The organism is Streptomyces sp. NPDC034043 (assembly GCF_055575675.1).
This window is the reverse complement of record NZ_JBVISF010000002.1, coordinates 546,708-564,889: the sequence shown is the minus strand read 5'-3', so window position 1 is coordinate 564,889 and position 18,182 is coordinate 546,708. Positions and strand designations below refer to the sequence as shown.

General features: G+C 73.7%; 18 protein-coding genes. 11 read left to right on the top strand and 7 right to left on the bottom strand.

Annotation, left to right across the window (positions count from 1 at the left end; translation table 11 throughout):
* Positions 1–2 precede the first annotated feature (2 nt).
* Complete coding sequence (locus ACZ51S_RS07215) at positions 3–1,484, top strand: FAD-dependent oxidoreductase (RefSeq protein WP_468960023.1); 1,482 nt, start codon at positions 3–5, stop codon at positions 1,482–1,484.
* Here the strand turns inward: ACZ51S_RS07215 and ACZ51S_RS07210 are convergent.
* Positions 1,448–2,515: an ATP-dependent DNA ligase gene (locus tag ACZ51S_RS07210; RefSeq protein WP_468479029.1), complete on the bottom strand. Its 1,068-nt coding sequence runs from the start codon at positions 2,513–2,515 to the stop codon at positions 1,448–1,450. The genes ACZ51S_RS07215 and ACZ51S_RS07210 overlap by 37 nt on opposite strands.
* 75 nt (positions 2,516–2,590) lie before the next feature.
* Between ACZ51S_RS07210 and ligD the strand changes: the two genes are divergently transcribed.
* Together ligD and ACZ51S_RS07200 are read left to right on the top strand one after the other, a co-directional pair.
* Complete coding sequence (gene ligD / locus ACZ51S_RS07205) at positions 2,591–3,610, top strand: non-homologous end-joining DNA ligase (protein WP_467886845.1); 1,020 nt, start codon at positions 2,591–2,593, stop codon at positions 3,608–3,610.
* A 16-nt stretch (positions 3,611–3,626) separates the two neighbouring features.
* Positions 3,627–4,136, top strand: coding sequence for an HAD domain-containing protein (locus ACZ51S_RS07200; protein ID WP_468960021.1), 510 nt, complete (start codon positions 3,627–3,629; stop codon positions 4,134–4,136).
* On the opposite strand, the gene ACZ51S_RS07195 is transcribed toward ACZ51S_RS07200, so the two are convergent.
* Positions 4,133–5,215 carry a DUF6183 family protein gene (locus ACZ51S_RS07195; RefSeq protein ID WP_468479031.1) on the bottom strand — a complete coding sequence of 361 codons (1,083 nt, stop codon included), beginning with the start codon at positions 5,213–5,215 and terminating at the stop codon, positions 4,133–4,135. The genes ACZ51S_RS07200 and ACZ51S_RS07195 overlap by 4 nt on opposite strands.
* A gap of 37 nt (positions 5,216–5,252) precedes the next feature.
* Here ACZ51S_RS07195 and ACZ51S_RS07190 point away from each other — a divergent pair, with 37 nt between their 5' ends.
* Entirely contained in the window at positions 5,253–6,023 is a 771-nt protein-coding gene (locus ACZ51S_RS07190; protein WP_468960019.1) for an MBL fold metallo-hydrolase, read from the top strand.
* A gap of 113 nt (positions 6,024–6,136) precedes the next feature.
* Entirely contained in the window at positions 6,137–6,373 is a 237-nt protein-coding gene (locus ACZ51S_RS07185; RefSeq protein WP_388930883.1) for a WhiB family transcriptional regulator, read from the top strand.
* Between the two features lie 182 nt (positions 6,374–6,555).
* On the opposite strand, the gene ACZ51S_RS07180 is transcribed toward ACZ51S_RS07185, so the two are convergent.
* The 3 genes from ACZ51S_RS07180 to ssgD all read right to left on the bottom strand — a co-directional run bounded on the left by ACZ51S_RS07180 (position 6,556) and on the right by ssgD (position 10,060).
* Positions 6,556–7,527, bottom strand: a complete 972-nt coding sequence (locus ACZ51S_RS07180; RefSeq protein ID WP_468479033.1) for an acyl-ACP desaturase — start codon at positions 7,525–7,527, stop codon at positions 6,556–6,558.
* A gap of 289 nt (positions 7,528–7,816) precedes the next feature.
* The gene (locus ACZ51S_RS07175) at positions 7,817–9,454 is read right to left on the bottom strand and encodes an ABC-F family ATP-binding cassette domain-containing protein (RefSeq protein ID WP_468479034.1); all 1,638 of its coding nucleotides are present in this window, start codon (positions 9,452–9,454) and stop codon (positions 7,817–7,819) included.
* A 189-nt stretch (positions 9,455–9,643) separates the two neighbouring features.
* Positions 9,644–10,060 (bottom strand): spore wall synthesis regulator SsgD, encoded by a 417-nt coding sequence (gene ssgD / locus ACZ51S_RS07170; protein ID WP_388930890.1) that lies wholly within the window; start codon positions 10,058–10,060, stop codon positions 9,644–9,646.
* A gap of 343 nt (positions 10,061–10,403) precedes the next feature.
* On the opposite strand from ssgD, the gene ACZ51S_RS07165 reads away from it, so the two are divergent.
* Entirely contained in the window at positions 10,404–11,495 is a 1,092-nt protein-coding gene (locus tag ACZ51S_RS07165; RefSeq protein WP_468960210.1) for a WD40/YVTN/BNR-like repeat-containing protein, read from the top strand.
* A gap of 6 nt (positions 11,496–11,501) precedes the next feature.
* Here ACZ51S_RS07165 and ACZ51S_RS07160 read toward each other — a convergent pair whose 3' ends face one another.
* Complete coding sequence (locus ACZ51S_RS07160; RefSeq protein WP_388930891.1) at positions 11,502–11,801, bottom strand: YciI family protein; 300 nt, start codon at positions 11,799–11,801, stop codon at positions 11,502–11,504.
* Between the two features lie 25 nt (positions 11,802–11,826).
* On the opposite strand from ACZ51S_RS07160, the gene ACZ51S_RS07155 reads away from it, so the two are divergent.
* Entirely contained in the window at positions 11,827–12,516 is a 690-nt protein-coding gene (locus ACZ51S_RS07155) for an endonuclease V (protein WP_468960017.1), read from the top strand.
* Between the two features lie 348 nt (positions 12,517–12,864).
* Here the strand turns inward: ACZ51S_RS07155 and ACZ51S_RS07150 are convergent, their stop codons facing one another.
* Positions 12,865–14,079, bottom strand: a complete 1,215-nt coding sequence (locus ACZ51S_RS07150; protein ID WP_468960015.1) for a saccharopine dehydrogenase family protein — start codon at positions 14,077–14,079, stop codon at positions 12,865–12,867.
* Positions 14,080–14,174: 95 nt separating this feature from the next.
* On the opposite strand from ACZ51S_RS07150, the gene ACZ51S_RS07145 reads away from it, so the two are divergent.
* The 4 genes from ACZ51S_RS07145 to ACZ51S_RS07130 all read left to right on the top strand — a co-directional run bounded on the left by ACZ51S_RS07145 (position 14,175) and on the right by ACZ51S_RS07130 (position 18,160).
* Positions 14,175–14,567: an MmcQ/YjbR family DNA-binding protein gene (locus tag ACZ51S_RS07145; RefSeq protein WP_468479039.1), complete on the top strand. Its 393-nt coding sequence runs from the start codon at positions 14,175–14,177 to the stop codon at positions 14,565–14,567.
* A gap of 288 nt (positions 14,568–14,855) precedes the next feature.
* A complete protein-coding gene (locus tag ACZ51S_RS07140; protein ID WP_468479040.1) occupies positions 14,856–15,983 on the top strand; it encodes a CaiB/BaiF CoA transferase family protein in 1,128 nt (375 codons plus the stop codon).
* Positions 15,983–17,008, top strand: coding sequence for an LLM class F420-dependent oxidoreductase (locus tag ACZ51S_RS07135; protein ID WP_468887883.1), 1,026 nt, complete (start codon positions 15,983–15,985; stop codon positions 17,006–17,008). The genes ACZ51S_RS07140 and ACZ51S_RS07135 overlap by 1 nt, the downstream gene beginning before the upstream one ends.
* Positions 17,009–17,017: 9 nt before the next feature.
* On the top strand, positions 17,018–18,160 hold the full coding sequence (locus ACZ51S_RS07130; RefSeq protein WP_468479042.1) for an acyl-CoA dehydrogenase family protein: 1,143 nt from the start codon (positions 17,018–17,020) through the stop codon (positions 18,158–18,160).
* Positions 18,161–18,182: the final 22 nt, after the last annotated feature.

Below are 18,182 nucleotides of genomic sequence, written 5' to 3'. Positions count from 1 at the left end.
CCATGGCACATGTGCTGGTCATCGGCGGGGGCATCGCGGGGCTCGCGACCGCCCTCCTCTCGGCCCGCCGGGGACACACCGCCGAGGTCTTCGAACGCGACACCCGCGCCCCCGGCACCGCCCTCGACCGCGACTTCTTCGGCTGGCGCCGCCCCTCCGTACCCCAGGCGGCCCAGCCGCACGTCCTGCTCGGCGCCGCCCGCAAGCTGCTGCGCGCCGAACTGCCCGACGTACACGCCGAGATGCTCCGGCTCGGCGCCCGCGAGCGGCACGAGCTCGACTGGTTCGACGTACGGCCTCCCGCGCGGCCGGGCGACGAAGACCTGGTCATGGTCCAGGCCCGCCGCATCGTGCTGGAGAGCGCGCTGGCCGGGGCCCTGCGCGCGGAGCCCGGCGTGGTGGTGCGGTACGGGGAGCCGGTCGCCGGCCTGACCGGGGAGCGGGCGACCCGCGCGGAGCCGTGGGTCAGGGTCACCGGCGTCACCACCCCGGGCGGCGCCTACGCGGGTGACCTCGTGGTGGACGCGGCCGGCCGGCGCGGAGGCTCCCGCGGCCTGCTGGCCGGGGCCGGCTGCCGCCCGGCCCCCGTCGAGCGGCACCGCACGGGCCTCGCGTACTTCTGCCGCTGGTACCGGCTGCCCGGGGGGACCGAGGAGGGGCCGCGCCGGCCGTGGACGGTGACCGGCGGGGCCTTCGCGGGCTGCGCGGTCTTCCCGTCCGACAACCGGGTCTTCGCCGTCACCGTGTTCGCGCACACCGGGGACCCCACCCGAGCCGCCCTGCGCGACCCGGCCGTCTTCGAAGCCGCCGCCCGGACCTTCCCGCCCGGTGCGGCCTGGCTGGAGCTGGGCGCCGAGCCGCTGTCGGGGGTACTGGCCACCGCCGGCCTGGACAACCGGTGGAGCCCCCTCGTCGACGGGCGGGGCCCGGTGGTGACCGGGATGGTGCCCGTCGGGGACGCGCTCACCCACACCAACCCGACCCTGGGACAGGGGACGTCGCTCGCGCTGTGGGCGGCCGACCGGGTGGCCCGGACGGCGCACCGGGCCCCGGGGTCCGCCGAGTTCGCCGCCGGGTACCACGGCTGGGCGCTGCGCACGCTGAAGCCCTGGTTCGACCTCCAGGTCGGGGCCGACGCGGCGGTCGGGGAGCGGCTCGCGGCCGGGGGAGCGGGCCGTGCGTGCGGGGCGGCGGCCAGGGCGCGGGAGGCGGCCGCGCTGTTCGAGTGCGCGCTGGAGGACCCGGAGGTGATGCGGGCGCGGGCCAGGGTGCGGCACCTGGCCGAGGCGCCCGGGCGGGCCTACGCGGACCCCGCGGTCCGGGCGCGGGTCGCGCGCTGGCTCGCGGACCGGCCCGGCTGGGTGCCGCACGCGGTGGGGCCGGGCCGGGCGGAATGGGAGGAGCTCACCGCGACGCCCGGGGGCGGCCGGGCGGTTCACCCGGGCCCTCAGCCGGGAGTGCCCAGGACCTCGGCGAGGTCATAGCCGACGACCTCCTCCAGTTGGGCGTACGTGCAGCTCTCGGGGGTGCGGTCGGGGCGCCAGCGGGCGAACTGCGCGGTGTGGCGGAAGCGGTCGCCCTCCATGTGGTCGTACCGCACCTCGCAGACCCGCTCGGGGCGCAGCGGCACCCAGGAGAGGTCCTTCTTCCCGGTCCAGCGGCTCTGGGCGCCGGGCAGCCGGGCGCTCTCGTGCGCGGACTCCTCGGTCCAGGAGGCCCACGGGTGGCCTTCGACGTCCGGCATCCGCAGGGGTTCGAGCTCCGTGACCAGTTCGGCCCGGCGCTTCATCGGGAAGGCCGCGCAGACGCCCACGTGCTGGAGGGCGCCGTGGTCGTCGTACAGGCCGAGCAGCAGCGATCCGACAATCGGACCGCTCTTGTGGAAACGGAAACCGGCGAGGACGACATCGGCCGTACGCTCGTGCTTGATCTTGAACATCAGACGGGCGTCGGGCCGGTAGGGGAGATCGAGGGGTTTCGCGACGACCCCGTCGAGCCCGGCGCCTTCGAACCGCTCGAACCACTCCCGCGCGAGCGCGGCATCCGTGGTCGCGGGCGCGACGTGGACGGGGGGCCGAGCTGTGGAGAGTACGCGGACCAGGGCGCTGCGGCGTTCGCCGAGCGGGGTGGCGAGCATGGAGTCGTCGCCGAGCGCGAGCAGATCGAAGGCGACGAAGCTGGCCGGAGTGGTCTCGGCGAGCAGTTTCACCCGGGAGGCCGCGGGGTGGATCCGCTCGCTGAGCCGGTCGAAGTCGAGCCGGCCGCCGTGGACGATCACGATCTCCCCGTCGACCACGCAGCGGGGCGGCAGGCTCTCCTTCAGCGCCGCCACCAGCTCGGGGAAGTACCGGACCAGGCTCTTGCCGGTACGGCTCCCGATCTCCACCTCCGCCCCGTCGCGGTACACGATCGCCCGGAAGCCGTCCCACTTGGCCTCGTACTGCATGCCCGGCGGGATCGTGCTCACCGACTTGGCGAGCATCGGCTTCACGGGCGGCATCACCGGCAGATCCATACACAGGATTCTGCGGCGGTACGTCCGGGCCCGCCCGGTGTGCGCGGCCGGCCGCGCACGCCTACCGTGGCGCACATGGGTGCTGCGGGTGGTGCGATCGAGCTGGAGGCGGGCGGGCGGACGGTACGGCTGTCCAGTCCGGACAAGGTGTACTTCCCGGAGCGGGGCCTCACCAAGCGGGACGTCGCCGAGTACTACCTGGCCGTCGCGGACGGGATCACCCGCGCCCTGCGCAACCGTCCCACCACCCTGGAGCGGTACCCGGACGGAGTGGAGGGGGAGTCCTTCTTCCAGAAGCGGGCCCCGAAGAACCTGCCCGACTGGATCCCCACCGCGCACATCGCCTTCCCCAGCGGCCGTACGGCCGACGAGATCTGCCCGACCGAGCCGGCCGCCGTCCTGTGGGCCGCCAACCTGGGCTGCCTGACCTTTCACCCCTGGCCGGTGCGCCGGGAGGACACCGACCGGCCGGACGAACTGCGCATCGACCTCGACCCGCAGCCGGGCACCGACTACCACCACGCGGTGGCGGCCGCGCACGAACTGCGGGCGCTGCTGGACGAGCTGGGGCTGCGCGGCTGGCCCAAGACCTCGGGTGGCCGGGGCCTGCACGTCTTCGTCCCGATCGCACCGCGCTGGACCTTCACCGAGGTCCGCCGCTGCGCGATCGCCCTGGGCCGGGAGCTGGAGCGGCGGATGCCCGGCAAGGTCACCACGGCCTGGTGGAAGGAGGAACGCGGCGAGCGGATCTTCGTCGACTACAACCAGACGGCGCGTGACCGGACCATCGCCTCGGCGTACTCGGTCCGCCCCCGCCCGCACGCCCCGGTCTCGGCGCCGCTGCGCTGGGACGAGGTGGACGACGCGGAGCCGCGCGACTTCGACATCGTGACGATGCCGGCCCGCTTCGCCGAACTGGGCGACCTGCACGCCGACATGGACGAGCACGCCTTCAGCCTGGACGCCGTACTGGAACTCGCGGCCCGGGACGAGCACGAGCACGGCCTCAGCGACATGCCGTATCCGCCGGACTACCCGAAGATGCCGGGCGAACCGAAACGGGTCCAGCCGAGCCGGGCGAAGCACGAGGACTGAAGGCTAGCCTGGCGGCATGTCCGCTTCTTCCCCGCACCCCTTGCTCTTCCTCGATGTGGACGGCCCGCTGATCCCCTTCGGCGGGACGGGCCACCCCACGGCCGCCGACCCCTGGGAGGGGTCCGGCAACCCCCTGCTCGCCAGGCTCGACCCCGCCCTCGGGCCCCGGCTGCTCGCCCTGCCGTGCGAGCTGGTGTGGGCCACGACCTGGGCGGACGAGGCCAACGAGACGCTCTCCCCGCGCCTGGGCCTGCCCCGCCTGCCGGTGGTCGACTGGCCCGAGCCCTCCGACGACGAGGGCCGGGACGGCCTCCACTGGAAGACCCGGACGCTCCTGGCCCGGGCGGCCGGGCGCCCGTTCGCCTGGGCGGACGACGAGATCACCCCCGCCGACCGGGCCTGGGCGGCGGCCCGTCACCCGGCCCCCGCCCTCCTCCACCGCGTCGACCCCCGCACGGGCCTGACGGACGCGGACTTCGACACCCTCGCCCGCTGGCTCGAGCGGGCGGCGGCCCCGGCCCGTTAGTCCGTGTCGGTGGCCGCGAGGACCGCGAGGCGGCGGCGGTCCGGGGAGAGGGCGGCGATGCCGAAGTCGCAGCCGATCTCGTTGTGGAACCACTCCGAGTCGGCCTCGAAGCGGAACCAGGTCGTCTCGCGTGCCAGGCGCTCCACCTCTTCCGCGCCGGCGCCCGCCGGGGCGCCGGCCAGGCCCGCCATCGAGCGCCACGCCCACATCCGTCCGTAGGCTCCGCCGACTCCCCCTCCGTACACCCCGCCCATCGAGGCGGTGGCGAAGAGCAGCCGCCAGACCTCGCCGAGCGGGCTGAGCGCGACCTCGAAGCGGCCCGTCGGCCCGACCTCGGTGCAGGGCATGGGCAGCGCCGGCAGCAGAGCGGGCACAAGCCCGGGGGCGAGGTCCTCGTCCAGCCGGAAGACCCAGGCGTCGAAGTGCCCCCAGTCGCCGGCCTGCGGTGCGGAGACGATGCTCTCGTGGACCTCCACGGTGGCCGTGTTCCGCAGGGCCGAACGCTCGGTGGTACGCGGCACCGGCGGGTCGAGGCGTCCCTCGGCGGGCATCGCGGTCCCGGACCCGCGGGCGGAGCCGTTGACCGTGCGGCGCGGGAACGCGGCGCCGGCCTCGAAATCGCGCAGCCGCGCCGGCAGCCAGGCCAGGGTGTGCGAAGAACGCGGCTGCGGGATTCCCCGCATGTCCGCGCTCCGGAGCAGCAGCTCGTGGAAGAGGCACGGGGCCAGCTCGTCGGCCGTCCTGGCGCCGGGGCGGCCGAAGACGGTCGCGGCGAGGTCGGCGGGCCGCTGGTGCTCCGCGAGGAGCGAGGCGAGCTCGCGGGGGTGGGACGGAGGCCGCTTCTCGTCGACGAGCCGCATCAGCTCCACGAGGCTTTCCCGGCCCGGTGTGAGGGCGAGTACCCGTATCACGTGCCCGAGCTGGTGCGCGTACGTCCGTGCCCGTTCCGTGGTGTCCTGGTACTGCTCGCTGAGCCGGGCCCCCAGCTCCCGCAGGTATGCGACGTCGCCCAGCGCGGCCCGGCGCTCGGCCTCGCCCCATACGAAGGCGCCGCCGTGATCGTCCTGAGTCTCTTCCATGATCGTCAGCCTAGTCCCCGCGTTCTAGACTCCACGGATGACCAGCGACCTCCTCGAGCTCACCGTCCTGGGCTCCGCGACGCCCTATGCCCGCGTGGACAACCCGTGCTCCGGCTACCTGGTGACCGGCGGCGGCACACGGGTGTGGGTGGACGCGGGCAGCGGGACGCTGGCGCAGTTGCAGCGCTATGTCCGGCTGGACGGCCTGGACGCCATCTGGATCTCGCACCTGCACGCCGACCACAGCGCTGATCTGCTCACCGCGTACTACGCCGCGCTGTTCGCGGACATACGGCTGACCGCTCCCATCCCCCTGTACGGCCCTCCGGGCACCGCCGACCGGCTGGCCCACTTCCTGACCAACGGCTCGACCCGCAGCCCGGTCGAATCCGCCTTCGCCGTCCACGAACTGCACGACGGACACCGGGCCCGGATCGGGGCCCTCACCCTGACCAGCCGGGCCGTCGCGCACGGCGTCCCGGCCTTCGCCCTCCGGGCCGACGGTGCCGGCGGGTCGCTGGTCTACTCCGGGGACACGGCGCCGTGCCCCGCCCTGACCCGGCTGGCCGAGGGCTGTGACGTACTGCTGTGCGAGGCGGACAGCGAACGGCCGCCCGCCGACGGCGAGCCGGTGCACCACACCCCGGAGGACGCCGGCGACACGGCGACCGCCGCCCGGGCGGCCCGGCTGGTTCTCACCCACGTCGGCCACGCCCTCACCCCCGCGCAGGCGGTGGCCCGGGCCGCCGCACGCTTCGAAGGTCCCGTGTCCTACGCCGCCCCCGGGGCCGCCTTCCCGATCGCCTGAACGGCGGGGGCACGCGTGCCGGCCGCACCGGCGGCCGGAGGGCGCCCGAGGCCGTGGCCCGGTGTTGATGAGGTGTTGATCGGACGTCCATCCGGCCCGTTCACGATCGGCACATGTCGATGAACTCCACTGCCGCCCCCGCTTGGTACGAGCAGGCCCTGTGTGCCCAGACCGGCCCCAGCTTCTTCTTCCCGGAGCCGGGGTCCTCGCTCCAGGACGCGAAGCGGCTCTGCGGGGCGTGCGAGGGCAGGGCGGCGTGTCTGGAGTACGCGCTGGCGAACGACGAGCGCTTCGGGGTGTGGGGCGGACTGTCGGAGGCCGAGCGGTACGCGCTGCGCCCGCGCGGCTGACCGTCGCCCTGAGCCCGCTGACCGGGACGGCCGGCCGCGCGCACCAGACGGAAACCCTGCGGCCCGGCGGGAACCCCCTCCCCGGCGGAGACCCCCCGTCCCGGCGGAAACCCCCGGGCCCGAAGAAACCCCCCCGACGCGGCGGAGCCCCCGGCTCGGCCGGGGGCTCGGGGTGGCGCGGCTCAGCCCTTGCGGGCGGCCAGGCGCGCGGCGCGCGCGGCCAGGCGCTCGTCGAACTTGCGGGCCTCGCCGTCCAGGCCGTTCATGAAGAGCCCGAGCTCCTCCTGGGCCTTCTGCCCCTCCGGACCCAGGCCCTGGATGTCCATGATCTTGAGGAAGCGGATCACGGGGCTCAGCACGTCGTCGTGGTGGATCCGCAGGTTGTAGACCCCGCCGATCGCCATCTGCGCGGCCATCCGCTCGAAGCCGGGCATGCCGTGGCCCGGCATCCGGAAGTTGACGACGACGTCCCGCACGGCCTGCATCGTCTGGTCGGGGGCCATCTCGAAGGCCGCGGCGAGCAGGTTGCGGTAGAAGATCATGTGCAGGTTCTCGTCCTGCGCGATGCGGGCCAGCATCCGGTCGCAGACCGGGTCACCGGACTGGTGGCCGGTGTTGCGGTGCGAGATGCGGGTCGCGAGCTCCTGGAAGGCGACGTACGCGACCGAGTGCAGCATCGAGTGGCTGTTGTCGGACTCGAAGCCCTCGGACATGTGCTGCATCCGGAAGGCTTCCAGCTTGTCCGGGTCCACGGCGCGCGAGGCCAGCAGGTAGTCGCGCATCACGATGCCGTGGCGGCCCTCCTCGGCGGTCCAGCGGTGCACCCAGGTGCCCCAGGCGCCGTTGCGGCCGAAAAGGGTCGCGATCTCGTGGTGGTAGCTGGGGAGGTTGTCCTCGGTCAGCAGGTTCACGACCAGGGCGATCTTGCCGATGTCGGTGACCTTGGACTGCTGCGGGTCCCAGGCCTCCCCGTCCTCGAAGAAGCCGGGAAAGTTCCGGCCGTCGCTCCACGGGACGTACTCGTGGGGCATCCAGTCCTTGGTGACCTTCAGATGGCGGTTGAGTTCCTTCTCGACCACCTCTTCCAGCGCGTACAGCAGCTTGGCGTCGGTCCACGCCTCCGAGCTGCCGAGGTGGGGAGAGGTGATCGTCACGGGTACTCCTGGGGGACAAAGCGAATTACCTACGGTTCCGTAGCCTACGGAGTCGTAGGTTAAGCGCGACATCAAGGAGCGCCAAGTCCCAGGCATCGTTCTGCCCGGCTACATCCGGTTATCCATGCAGTTGGAAGGGGTCCCAGGCTGCTCCACAGCGGTGAGAATCACGCAAGAAGGTGGTTCCCGGCTCCCGCCTTGACGGCGGAAACCTTGACGGCGGAAGCCACGGGGGCCGGGGCCCACCCGGGTCCTGACCCTGCCCGGCACGGGTCAGGACCGGGCGGCGCTACTGCCCCATGGCGGCCCGCACCTCCTCGGCGCTGGTCGGCCGGAGCCCGCCGTCGAGCGCCAGCCACCGCGTGATGCCGATCGACTCCAGGAACGGCACGTCGTGGCTGGCCACCAGCAGCGCGCCCTCGTAGGACTCCAGCGCCCCGCCGAGCTGCCGTACGCTCGCCAGGTCCAGGTTGTTCGTCGGCTCGTCCAGCATCAGCAGCTGGGGAGCCGGCTCGGCCAGCAGCAGTGCCGCCAGGGTCGCCCGGAAGCGCTCGCCGCCCGAGAGGGTCCCGGCCGCCCGGTCCGCCCGCCCGCCCCGGAACAGGAAGTGCGCGAGGCGCGCCCGGATCACGTTGTTCGTGGCGTGCGGGGCGAACCGCGCCACGTTCTCCACCACCGAGCGCTCGTCGTCCAGGACGTCGAGCCGCTGTGGCAGGAAGCGGGCCGGAACGTGCGCCACCGCCTCCCCGGACGCGGGCGGCAGCAGCCCGGCGATGGTCCGCAGCAGGGTCGTCTTGCCCGAGCCGTTCGCGCCGACCAGGGCGATCCGCTCCGGACCGCGCACCTCCCACTCGCCCGCCGCCCCCGCGCCGTGGGCCAGGCGCAGGTCGCTCAGGGTCAGCACCCGCCGGCCCGGTGGGACCTGGGTGGCCGGCAGCTTGATCCGGATCTCGGCGTCGTCGCGTACCGCGTCGACGGCTTGGTCCAGTCGCTCCCGGGCGTCCGCCAGTTTCTCGGCGTGCATGATGCGGTGCTTGCCCGCCGACTCCTGGGCGGCGCGCTTGCGGGCGCCCATGACGATCTTCGGCTCGCGCTTGTTCTCGTTCATCTTCTGGCCGTACCGCTTGCGCCGGGCCAGCTTCACCTGGGCTTCGGCCAGTTCGCGCTTCTGGCGCTGTACGTCGGCCTCGGCGACCCGGACCATCCGCTCGGCCGACTCCTGCTCGGCCGCGAGCAGCCGCTCGTAGTCGGTGAAGTTGCCGCCGTACCAGCGGACTTCGCCGTCGCGGAGGTCGGCGATCTGGTCGACCCGCTCCAGCAGCTCGCGGTCGTGACTGACCAGCACCATCACCCCGGACCAGGACTCGACGGCCGCGTAGAGGCGGCGCCGGGCCCGCAGGTCCAGGTTGTTGGTGGGCTCGTCGAGGAACAGGACGTCCGGCCGGGCGAGCAGCAGCGCCGCCAGCCGCAGCAGGACGCACTGGCCGCCCGACAGTTCGCCGACGGTCCGGTCCAGGCCGATCCCGGCGAGGCCGAGCTGGTCGAGCGCGGCCAGGGCGCGCTCCTCCACGTCCCAGTCGTCGCCGACGGCGGCGAAGTTGGCCTCGGTGGCCTCACCCGCCTCGATGGCGTGCAGGGCGGTGCGGGCGGTGCGGATGCCGAGCGCGTCGTCCACCCGCAGGGCGGTGTCGAGGGTGGCGTCCTGCGGCAGGTAGCCGATGCTTCCGGCGACCGACACCTGTCCCGAGGACGGGGCCAGCTCGCCGGCGAGGAGCTTCAACAGGGTGGACTTGCCACAGCCGTTGAGTCCGACGAGGCCGGTCCGGCCGGGCCCGACGGACAGGTGGAACCCGTCGAAGACGGGAGTGCCGTCGGGCCAGTCGAAGGAGAGGTCGGAGCAGGTGGCGAAAACAGGGGCATGACTCATGGAGGCCTCCAGGTTGCGTGAAAGGTGCGTGCAACGCGGGGAGACAGCCGACTGTCACGGGGATCGCGAGGATGCGGTGGTGGTGGTCGGTGTCTCGGACCTCAGAAGAGCAATGTCCTACTCCGTTTCGGCGACTACAGGGCCTTCACGAAGGTACGGACGGGCGGGAGCCGCCCGCAAACGAATAAATCAGCAGGAGCCGCGCATCAGCTCGGCGAGGCTGTGGTCCATGTCGAGGTAGCGGTGTTCCAGCCCCGGCGGTACCAGCGCGGAGGTGCGTTCGAGGAACCGCTGGAGCTCGCCCGTGGTCATCAGCACGATCGCCACCCCCTCCGGGGCGTGGAACTCGACCGTCGTCCGGTCGCCGTCGTACGGCCGCACCCGTACGTCGCCGCAGCCGGCCGGGTGGCGGAGCCCGGACATCAGCAGCTCCCGGGCGAAGGTCCAGGAGACCTCGACGCCTTCCAGCGTGGCCAGGGCGGGGAAGGCCATGCGGACGGCGAAGGGGTCCGAGCGGTCGTAGCAGAGGGTGACGGGGACGGTCTCGACCTTCGGTGCGGTGGCGATCAGTCGGGCCTGCACGGCCTGCTCGATGACAGTGATCAAGGCTCGCTCCCTTGCGGCGGATCTGCTGCCGGGCCCTGGGGTGGAGCCCGGCAACCGGATAGACGCCGGAATCGGCACATCCGTGCATGGCGGATGACGTGAGCTGGGTCACCGATTGGCGGGATCTCACCCGTCTGATCGCACAGAGTGAGGGTGCGTGCCGTATGGGTAAAGGGTGCCGCACGGCTCCGAGTCCCGCGCGGCGATTTCAATACGTCCGGTATTCGATCGCTCCAGCGGCGTAAGCGGATGCCGGAAGGGGCCGGAGGGGCGGGGGAGGCGCCCTGGACGGGGCATGCCGGGTGCGTTAGCTTCCCGCGCCATGAGACTTCTGCGAGTTGGCATGTGCGCGGCAGCCCTGCTGGTCGGTGTGGCCGTGGCGCCGGCGTGGGCGGACACCGCCGCGGACCCGTCCCCGGCGATGCCCGGACCCGGCCTGCGGGGCGCCGGCTGGGCGGTCAAGGACACCGGGCAGGAGGGCGCCGAGGGCGTCCGCTTCCGCGGCCTGGCGGCGGTCAGCCGCAGCACGGCCTGGCTGGCGGGATCCAAGGGCAGGGTCCTGCGCACGAGCGACGGCGGCCGCGGCTGGCGGGACGTCTCGCCGCCCGGGGCGGTGGCCGAGGGGCTGGAGCTGCGCGACATCGAGGCCTTTGACGGCCGGCGTGCCGTGGCCCTGTCCATCGGGGAGGGAGAGGCCTCCCGGATCCTGCGCACCGAGGACGGCGGCGCCACCTGGACCGAGACCTTCCGCAATCCCGATCCGCGTGCCTTCTACGACTGCCTGACCTTCTTCGACTCCCGGCACGGGCTCGCCGTGAGCGACCCGGTCGACGGCAGGTTCCGTCTGCTGGCCACCGACGACGGCGGGCGCAACTGGCGGGTGCTCCCGGACGCCGGGATGCCGCCGGCACTGCCCGGCGAGGCCGGATTCGCGGCGAGCGGCCAGTGCCTGACGGCCGCCGGGCCGCGTGACGTGTGGCTGGCCACCGGCGGCGGTCCCACCGCGCGGGTGCTGCACTCCGCCGACCGGGGCCTGACCTGGCGGGTCGCCGATTCCACGGTGCCGGGCGGCGACCCGGCGCGCGGGGTGTTCGCCCTGGCCTTCCGCGACCGTACGACCGGCCTCGCGGTCGGCGGCGACTACCGCACGGGCCAGGCCTCGCCCCGGGCCGCGGCCCGCTCCGCCGACGGGGGCGGGAGCTGGACCCAGGCGGCGACCCCGCCGCCGGCCTACCGCTCGGGCGCGGCCTGGTACCCGTACGGGCACGCCACGGCCCTGGCGGTCGGACCGACCGGCACGGACGTCACCACGGACGCGGGACGCACCTGGCGGCCACTGGAGACGGGGTCGTTCGACACCGTCGACTGCGCCGCCGACGGCGGCTGCTGGGCGGCGGGGGAGAAGGGGCGGGTGGCACGGCTGGAGAGGCGCTGAGGCGCCTTACGACGGGAGGGTCTCGCGGACCGGATCGAGGTGGGACGAGGTCCGGGAGGCGATGAACTCCGTGATGCGGTACGCGCAGACGCCCGCCACCGCGAAGGGGTCCTCCGAAGCGATCTTCTCTATCTCGGCCCGGGACACCCCGCGGGCCAGGATCATCCCGCCGTCGCGCGGGACCTTGCGGCCCGAGGCGAGGAAGACGCCGGAGGCGTAGTGACCGTCCAGCCAGGCGACGTGCGCGTCCATCCGCGCTTCGACGGCTTCGACGGGCGCGGTGTAGGTGAGCTCCATGACGAACATGATCGCCAGGCTACTCTCGCACCCCATGACGACTGTGAAGACCCCCGCCGACGAGGCCGAGGCCCGGGCGATACAGGATGAACTGCGCGACCTCGTCGTGCTCGACGAGGCCGGCCCCCTGCCCGGGCGGGGGCTGGTCGCCGGGGTGGACGTGGCCTACGACGACGAACGCGACCTGGTCGCGGCCGCCGCCGTGGTGCTCGACGCCGCGACCCTGGAGGTCGTGGCCGAGTCCACCGCCGTCGGGCACGTCAGCTTCCCCTACGTCCCCGGCCTGCTCGCCTTCCGCGAGCTGCCGACCCTGCTCTCCGCCCTGGAGGCCCTCCCCGTCACCCCCGGCCTCGTCGTCTGCGACGGCTACGGCCTCGCCCACCCGCGCGGCTTCGGCCTGGCCTGCCACCTCGGGGTGGTCACCGGCCTGCCCAGCATGGGCGTCGCCAAGAACCCCTTCACCTTCACCCACGAGGAGCCGGGCGCCCCGCGCGGCGAAGCCTCCCCGCTGCTCGCGCCCGACGGCACCGTCGTCGGCCGGGCCCTGCGCACCCAGCACGGGATCAAGCCCGTGTACGTGTCCGTCGGCCACCGGATCTCCCTGGACAACGCCTGCGCCCACGCCCTCGCGCTGAGCCCCCGCTTCCGCATCCCCGAAACCACCCGCCACGCCGACTCCCTGTGCCGCCGGGCCCTGCGCGAGGCGGTCGACGCCGCTCAGTGACCGGCGGCCGACGGCGCTTGGTGACCCGCGGTCGCCCGCTGGTCCCGGGCGAGATCGACCAGGCGGTGCATCACCGCCGGCGGCAGTGCCGGGTTCGCCGCGGCGGCGCCCGCGGTGGCCGGTACCGCGAGGCCGGAGCAACTCGTCGGCGGGGAACCTCCGGTCCGCCACCGCCCTGTTCGCGACGCGGTGATCGGGGTCGTCCGCGAGCCGCAGCAGGAGCTCCGGACCGGCGGCCGGATCGTCCATGGCGACGTACCGCAGCCGCGGGTCGGGATGGCCGGCTACCGGGCCAGGCCGCCGGGCCCGGGTCGGAACGGGCGCCCGGGCCGCGCCGTCGTGCGGGGGTTACGCCTCCGCCGCCACCCGGAAGCGGATGCCTGCCTTCTGGAGCCGGGACAGCAGGGCGTCGCCCATCGCCACCGCCGTCGTCAGCTGGCCGGAGCGGTCCGGGAGGGAGTCGTGGGCCAGGCACAGCGCCGACTCCGCCAGCATCTTCGCCGTCTCCCCGTAGCCCGGGTCGCCGCCCGAGACCTCGGTGAACACGCGGCGGCCGCCGCCCTCGCCGACGAAGCGGACGGTGAACCAGCTGCGGGCGCGCCGCTCGGCGTCCGGGCCGCGGCCCGGTTCCCAGTGGCTCAGCAGCCACCGCCGGCCGGCCGGGACCTGCGCCAGCGCCGCCGTCGCGCCCACCGCCGCCGTCAGGCCCACCGCGACCGGCAGGTGCCGTACGGAGGCGTAGTGGCGGTAGCGGAAGTCCGGCCCGTACCGCTCCAGCGCGGCCGCCGACCGGGTCACGATCCGCGGGTCCAGCACGGGCAGCGGCAGCGCCCAGGTCCCGGTCTCCCGGCTGAACCGCGGGGCGCCCACGGGTCCGCGTACCCGGCGCCCCGGCAGCCGGGGCTCGTGCAGCCGGCGGGCCCGGGCGGCCGCCAGGGTCTGGGGCCCCCGGCCCAGCGCGGTGACGGCGGAGGCCAGGGTGCCGCCGGAGGCCAGCGCGCCGGCCCGCAGGAACCCGTCCACCCGCAGCGGCACCCCGGAGGGCAGCAGGCCCACCGTGAAGTACGCCCCGAGATCGGCCGGGATCGAGTCGAACCCGCACGCGTGCACCAGCCGCGCCCCCGTCTCCCGGGCCCGCGCGTCGTGCTCGACGTACATCCGGTCCACGAACTCCGGCTCGCCGGTGAGGTCCACGTAGTCGGTGCCCGCCTCGGCGCAGGCCGCGACCAGCTCCGCCCCGTACCAGACGTACGGCCCGACCGTGGTGGCCACCACCCGGGTGCTCGCGGCCAGTTCGCGCAGGGTCCCCGCGTGCCCGGCGTCCGCCCGCAGCAGCGGCAGGTCCGCGCAGGCCGGGTTCAGGGCGGCCAGCCGTTCGCGCAGCCGCTCCAGCTTGCCGGGGTCGCGTCCGGCCAGGGCCCACCGGCAGCCGGCGGGCGCGTGCTCGGCGAGGTACTCGGCGGTCAGCGCGCCGACGAACCCGGTCGCGCCGAAGAGCACGAGGTCGAAGCCCCGCTCCGGACGGACCCCGCGGACGGGCTCCTCGTGGACGTGCTCGGTCATGAACCGCTCCTCCCAGCTGGTGTCGGTGGCTGAGGTTAGCGTTGGAGCCGACTGTCCGTGCGAGCAGGTGTGACCGGCGGAAACCGGAGGTGCCGATGAAGGCTGCGGTGCGCAAGTGGGAGGCGGTGCGCGCGTTCGCGCTGGGGCTCCCGGAGGCGGTGGAGGAACATCCCTGGGGGCCGGAGGACGGCGTCGTGAAGGTCAACAAGAAGATCTTCGTCTTCCTGGGGAACGCGGACGGCCCCCGCCCGCCCGGCCTGTCCGTCAAGCTGAAGGACGAGGACCTGCACGGGCACGCGATGACCGCCCCCGGCGCCGAACCCACCGGGTACGGCCTGGGCAGGGCGGGCTGGGTCTCCGTGCCGCTGGGGGAGAAGGGGGCGCCGTCGGTGGAGGTGCTGTGCGAGTGGGTGGAGGAGAGCTACCGGTCCGTCGCCCTCAAACGGCACGTCGCGCTCCTCGACGCCCGGACCGCGGAAGGGGCCTGACGGAGCCGGGGACGGTACGGGGACTCCCGGCCGGAACGGCGCCGGGACTTCCGGTGGCAGCCGGGCGGGAACTCCCCACTCGAACGCCGCTCGCTCGAATGCCGCTCGCTCGAACGCCGCATGCCAACGGCGCCCGCGCTCCCGGCGCGAACGAGCCATGGGCGAAACCGGCTAAGCGCTTGCTCTTGTGCTGAGTGGTACGCGTTCCTAGCATCACTGGTGTTACATCAGTTGTGTCACACACACGCGCACGCACACCCACCCTCACACCAGGATGCCGGGGGCTCGATGGCAGTGACAGCAGGCCCGCTCGCGGGAGTACGCGTCGTCGAACTGGCGGGCATCGGCCCCGGCCCGTTCGCCGCCATGCTCCTCGCCGACCTCGGCGCCGACGTCGTCCGCGTGGACCGGCCGGGCGGCGGCGGTCTCGCCATCGACCCGGCCCACGACGTCACCAACCGCAACAAGCGCTCCGTGCTGGTCGACCTGAAGGCCGCCGGGGGTCCCGCCCGGGTGCTGGACCTGGCCGAGCGCGCCGACGTACTGATCGAGGGGTTCCGCCCCGGGGTCGCCGAGCGGCTCGGCGTCGGCCCGGACGACTGCCTCGCCCGCAATCCGAAGCTGGTCTACGGCCGGATGACCGGCTGGGGCCAGGAGGGACCGCTGGCCCACACCGCCGGGCACGACATCGCGTACATCGCCGTCACCGGCGCGCTCGGCATGATCGGCAGCCCCGGCGAGCCCCCGGCCGTCCCCGCCAACCTGGTCGGCGACTACGCGGGCGGTTCGCTCTACCTCGTCATCGGGATCCTCGCCGCCCTCCAGCACGCCCGCACCCCGCAGGGCGCCGGCCAGGTCGTGGACGCCGCCATCGTCGACGGCACCGCCCACCTCACCGCCATGATCCACGGCATGCTCGCGGCCGGCGGCTGGCAGGACCGGCGCGGGGCCAACCTCCTCGACGGCGGCTGCCCCTTCTACGGCACCTACGAGACCTCCGACGGCGGGTACATGGCGGTCGGCGCGCTGGAGCAGCAGTTCTACGACACCTTCGTGGAACTGCTCGGCATCGGGGACCGGGCACCTGCCCGCAAGGACCTCGCCCGCTGGGGCGAGCTGCGCGAGGCCGTCGCCGCCCGCTTCAAGTCCCGTACGCGCGAGGAGTGGACGGCGGTCTTCGAGGGAACCGACGCCTGTGTGGCGCCCGTGCTCTCGCTGCGCGAGGCCCCGCACCACCCCCACCTCGCCTCCCGGGGGACCTTCACCGAGTACGGCGGGATCACCCAGCCCGCCCCCGCCCCGCGCTTCTCCGCGACCCCGACCCGCGTCACCTCCGGACCCGCCCTGCCCGGCGCGGACACCGCGTCGGTGGCCGCCGACTGGGGCGTCCCCGCGCTGCTCCCGAAAGAGGCCTGATGGAACTGTCCATGCTGCTCGACTACGCCGGTGACCCCCGCCGGGCCGCCGACGAGGCGGCCGCGCTGGAGTCCGCCGGTCTCGACGCCGTGTGGGTCGCCGAGGCCTGGGGCTTCGACTCCCCGACGATCATGGGCTACCTGGCGGCCCGCACCGAGCGGATGAAGATCGGCTCGGCCATCGTCAACGTCTACTCCCGCACCCCCGCCCTCATCGCCCAGACCGCCGCCGGCCTGGACGCGGTGTCGGGCGGCCGGGCCCTGCTCGGCCTGGGGGCCTCCGGCCCGCAGGTGATCGAGGGGTGGCACGGCAAGCCGTACGACAAGCCGCTCGGCCGGACCCGCGAGACCGTCGAGCTGTGCCGGCGGATCTGGCGCCGCGAGACCATCGACCACCACGGCATCACCGACATGCCGCTGCCCGCCGCCAAGGGCGGCCGGCACGGCAAGCCCCTGAAGATCCTCACCCGCCCCGTCAGGGACGCCATCCCCGTCTACATCGCCTCCCTCGGCCCGGCGAACGTGGCACTCACCGCCGAGATCGCCGACGGCTGGCTCCCCACCCTCTTCATCCCCGAGAAGGCCCGCGCCGTGTGGGGCGGCGCCCTCGCCGAGGGCACCGCCAAGCGGCCGCCGGAGCTCGGCCCGCTGCGGACCGTCGCGGGCGGCCTGCTGGCCATCGGCGAGGACGCGGCCGCCGTACGGGACCTCGCCCGGCCCCAGATCGCCCTGTACGTCGGCGGGATGGGCGCCGTCGGCAAGAACTTCTACAACGACCTCGCCGTGGCCTACGGGTACGGGGAGCAGGCCCGCCGGATCCAGGAGCTGTACCTCGCCGGCCGCAAGCGCGACGCGGCGGCGGCCGTCCCGGACGAGTTCTGCGAGCTGATGACCCTCTGCGGCCCCGAGGGGTACGTGCGCGAGCGCGTCGAGGCCTTCCGGGAGGCCGGGGTCACCATGCTCAACGTCACGCCGGTCGGCCCGGAGCCGGCCCGGCTGATCGAAACCGTCAAGAGCTGGCTGTAGGGGGCCCCGATGCAACGACGCATCTACGACGCCGACCACGAGGCGTTCCGCGAGACCGTACGCACCTTCCTCCACAAGGAGGTGCTGCCGCACTACGAGCAGTGGGAGAAGGACGGCATCGTCAGCCGGGACGCCTGGCGGGCCGCCGGCCGGCAGGGCCTGCTGGGCCTGGCCGTCCCCGAGGAGTACGGAGGCGGCGGAAACCCGGACTTCCGCTACGCGGCGGTGCTCGCCGAGGAGTTCACCCGGGCCGGGACCCCGGGGCTGGCGATCGGCCTGCACAACGACATCATCGGTCCCTACCTGACCTCGCTCGGCACCGAGGAGCAAAAACGCCGCTGGCTGCCCGGCTTCTGTTCCGGCGAGACCGTCACCGCGATCGCGATGACCGAGCCGGGCGCGGGTTCCGACCTCCAGGGGATCCGCACCAGCGCCGAGGACCGGGGCGACCACTGGCTGCTCAACGGCTCCAAGACCTTCATCTCCAACGGCATCCTCGCCGACCTGGTGATCGTCGTCGCGAAGACCACCCCCGAGGGCGGGGCGCACGGACTGTCCCTCCTCGTCGTCGAGCGCGGCGCGGAGGGCTTCGAACGCGGCCGCAACCTCGACAAGATCGGCCAGAAGGCCCAGGACACCGCCGAACTGTTCTTCAACGACGTACGCGTCCCCAAGGAGAACCTGCTCGGCGAGCCGAACGGCGCCTTCCTCCACCTGATGACCAACCTCGCGCAGGAGCGCCTCGGCATCGCGATGGCCGCCATCGCCGCCGCCGAACACCTGCTGGAGATCACCACCACGTACGTCAAGGAGCGCGAGGCCTTCGGCAGGCCGCTCTCCAAACTCCAGCACGTCCGCTTCGAGGTGGCCGAAATGGCCACCGAGTGCGCGGTCACCCGTACCTTCCTCGACCGCTGCATCACCGACCACGCCAACGGCGAACTGGACCACGTCCACGCCTCGATGGCCAAGTGGTGGGCCACCGAACTCCAGAAGCGGGTCGCCGACCGCTGCCTCCAACTGCACGGCGGTTACGGCTACATGACCGAATACCGGGTCGCGCGGGCATTCACCGACGGCCGCATCCAGACCATCTACGGCGGCACGACCGAAATCATGAAGGAGATCATCGGCCGCTCCCTCCTCGGCTGACCACCCTCCGGCCGCACCGGCC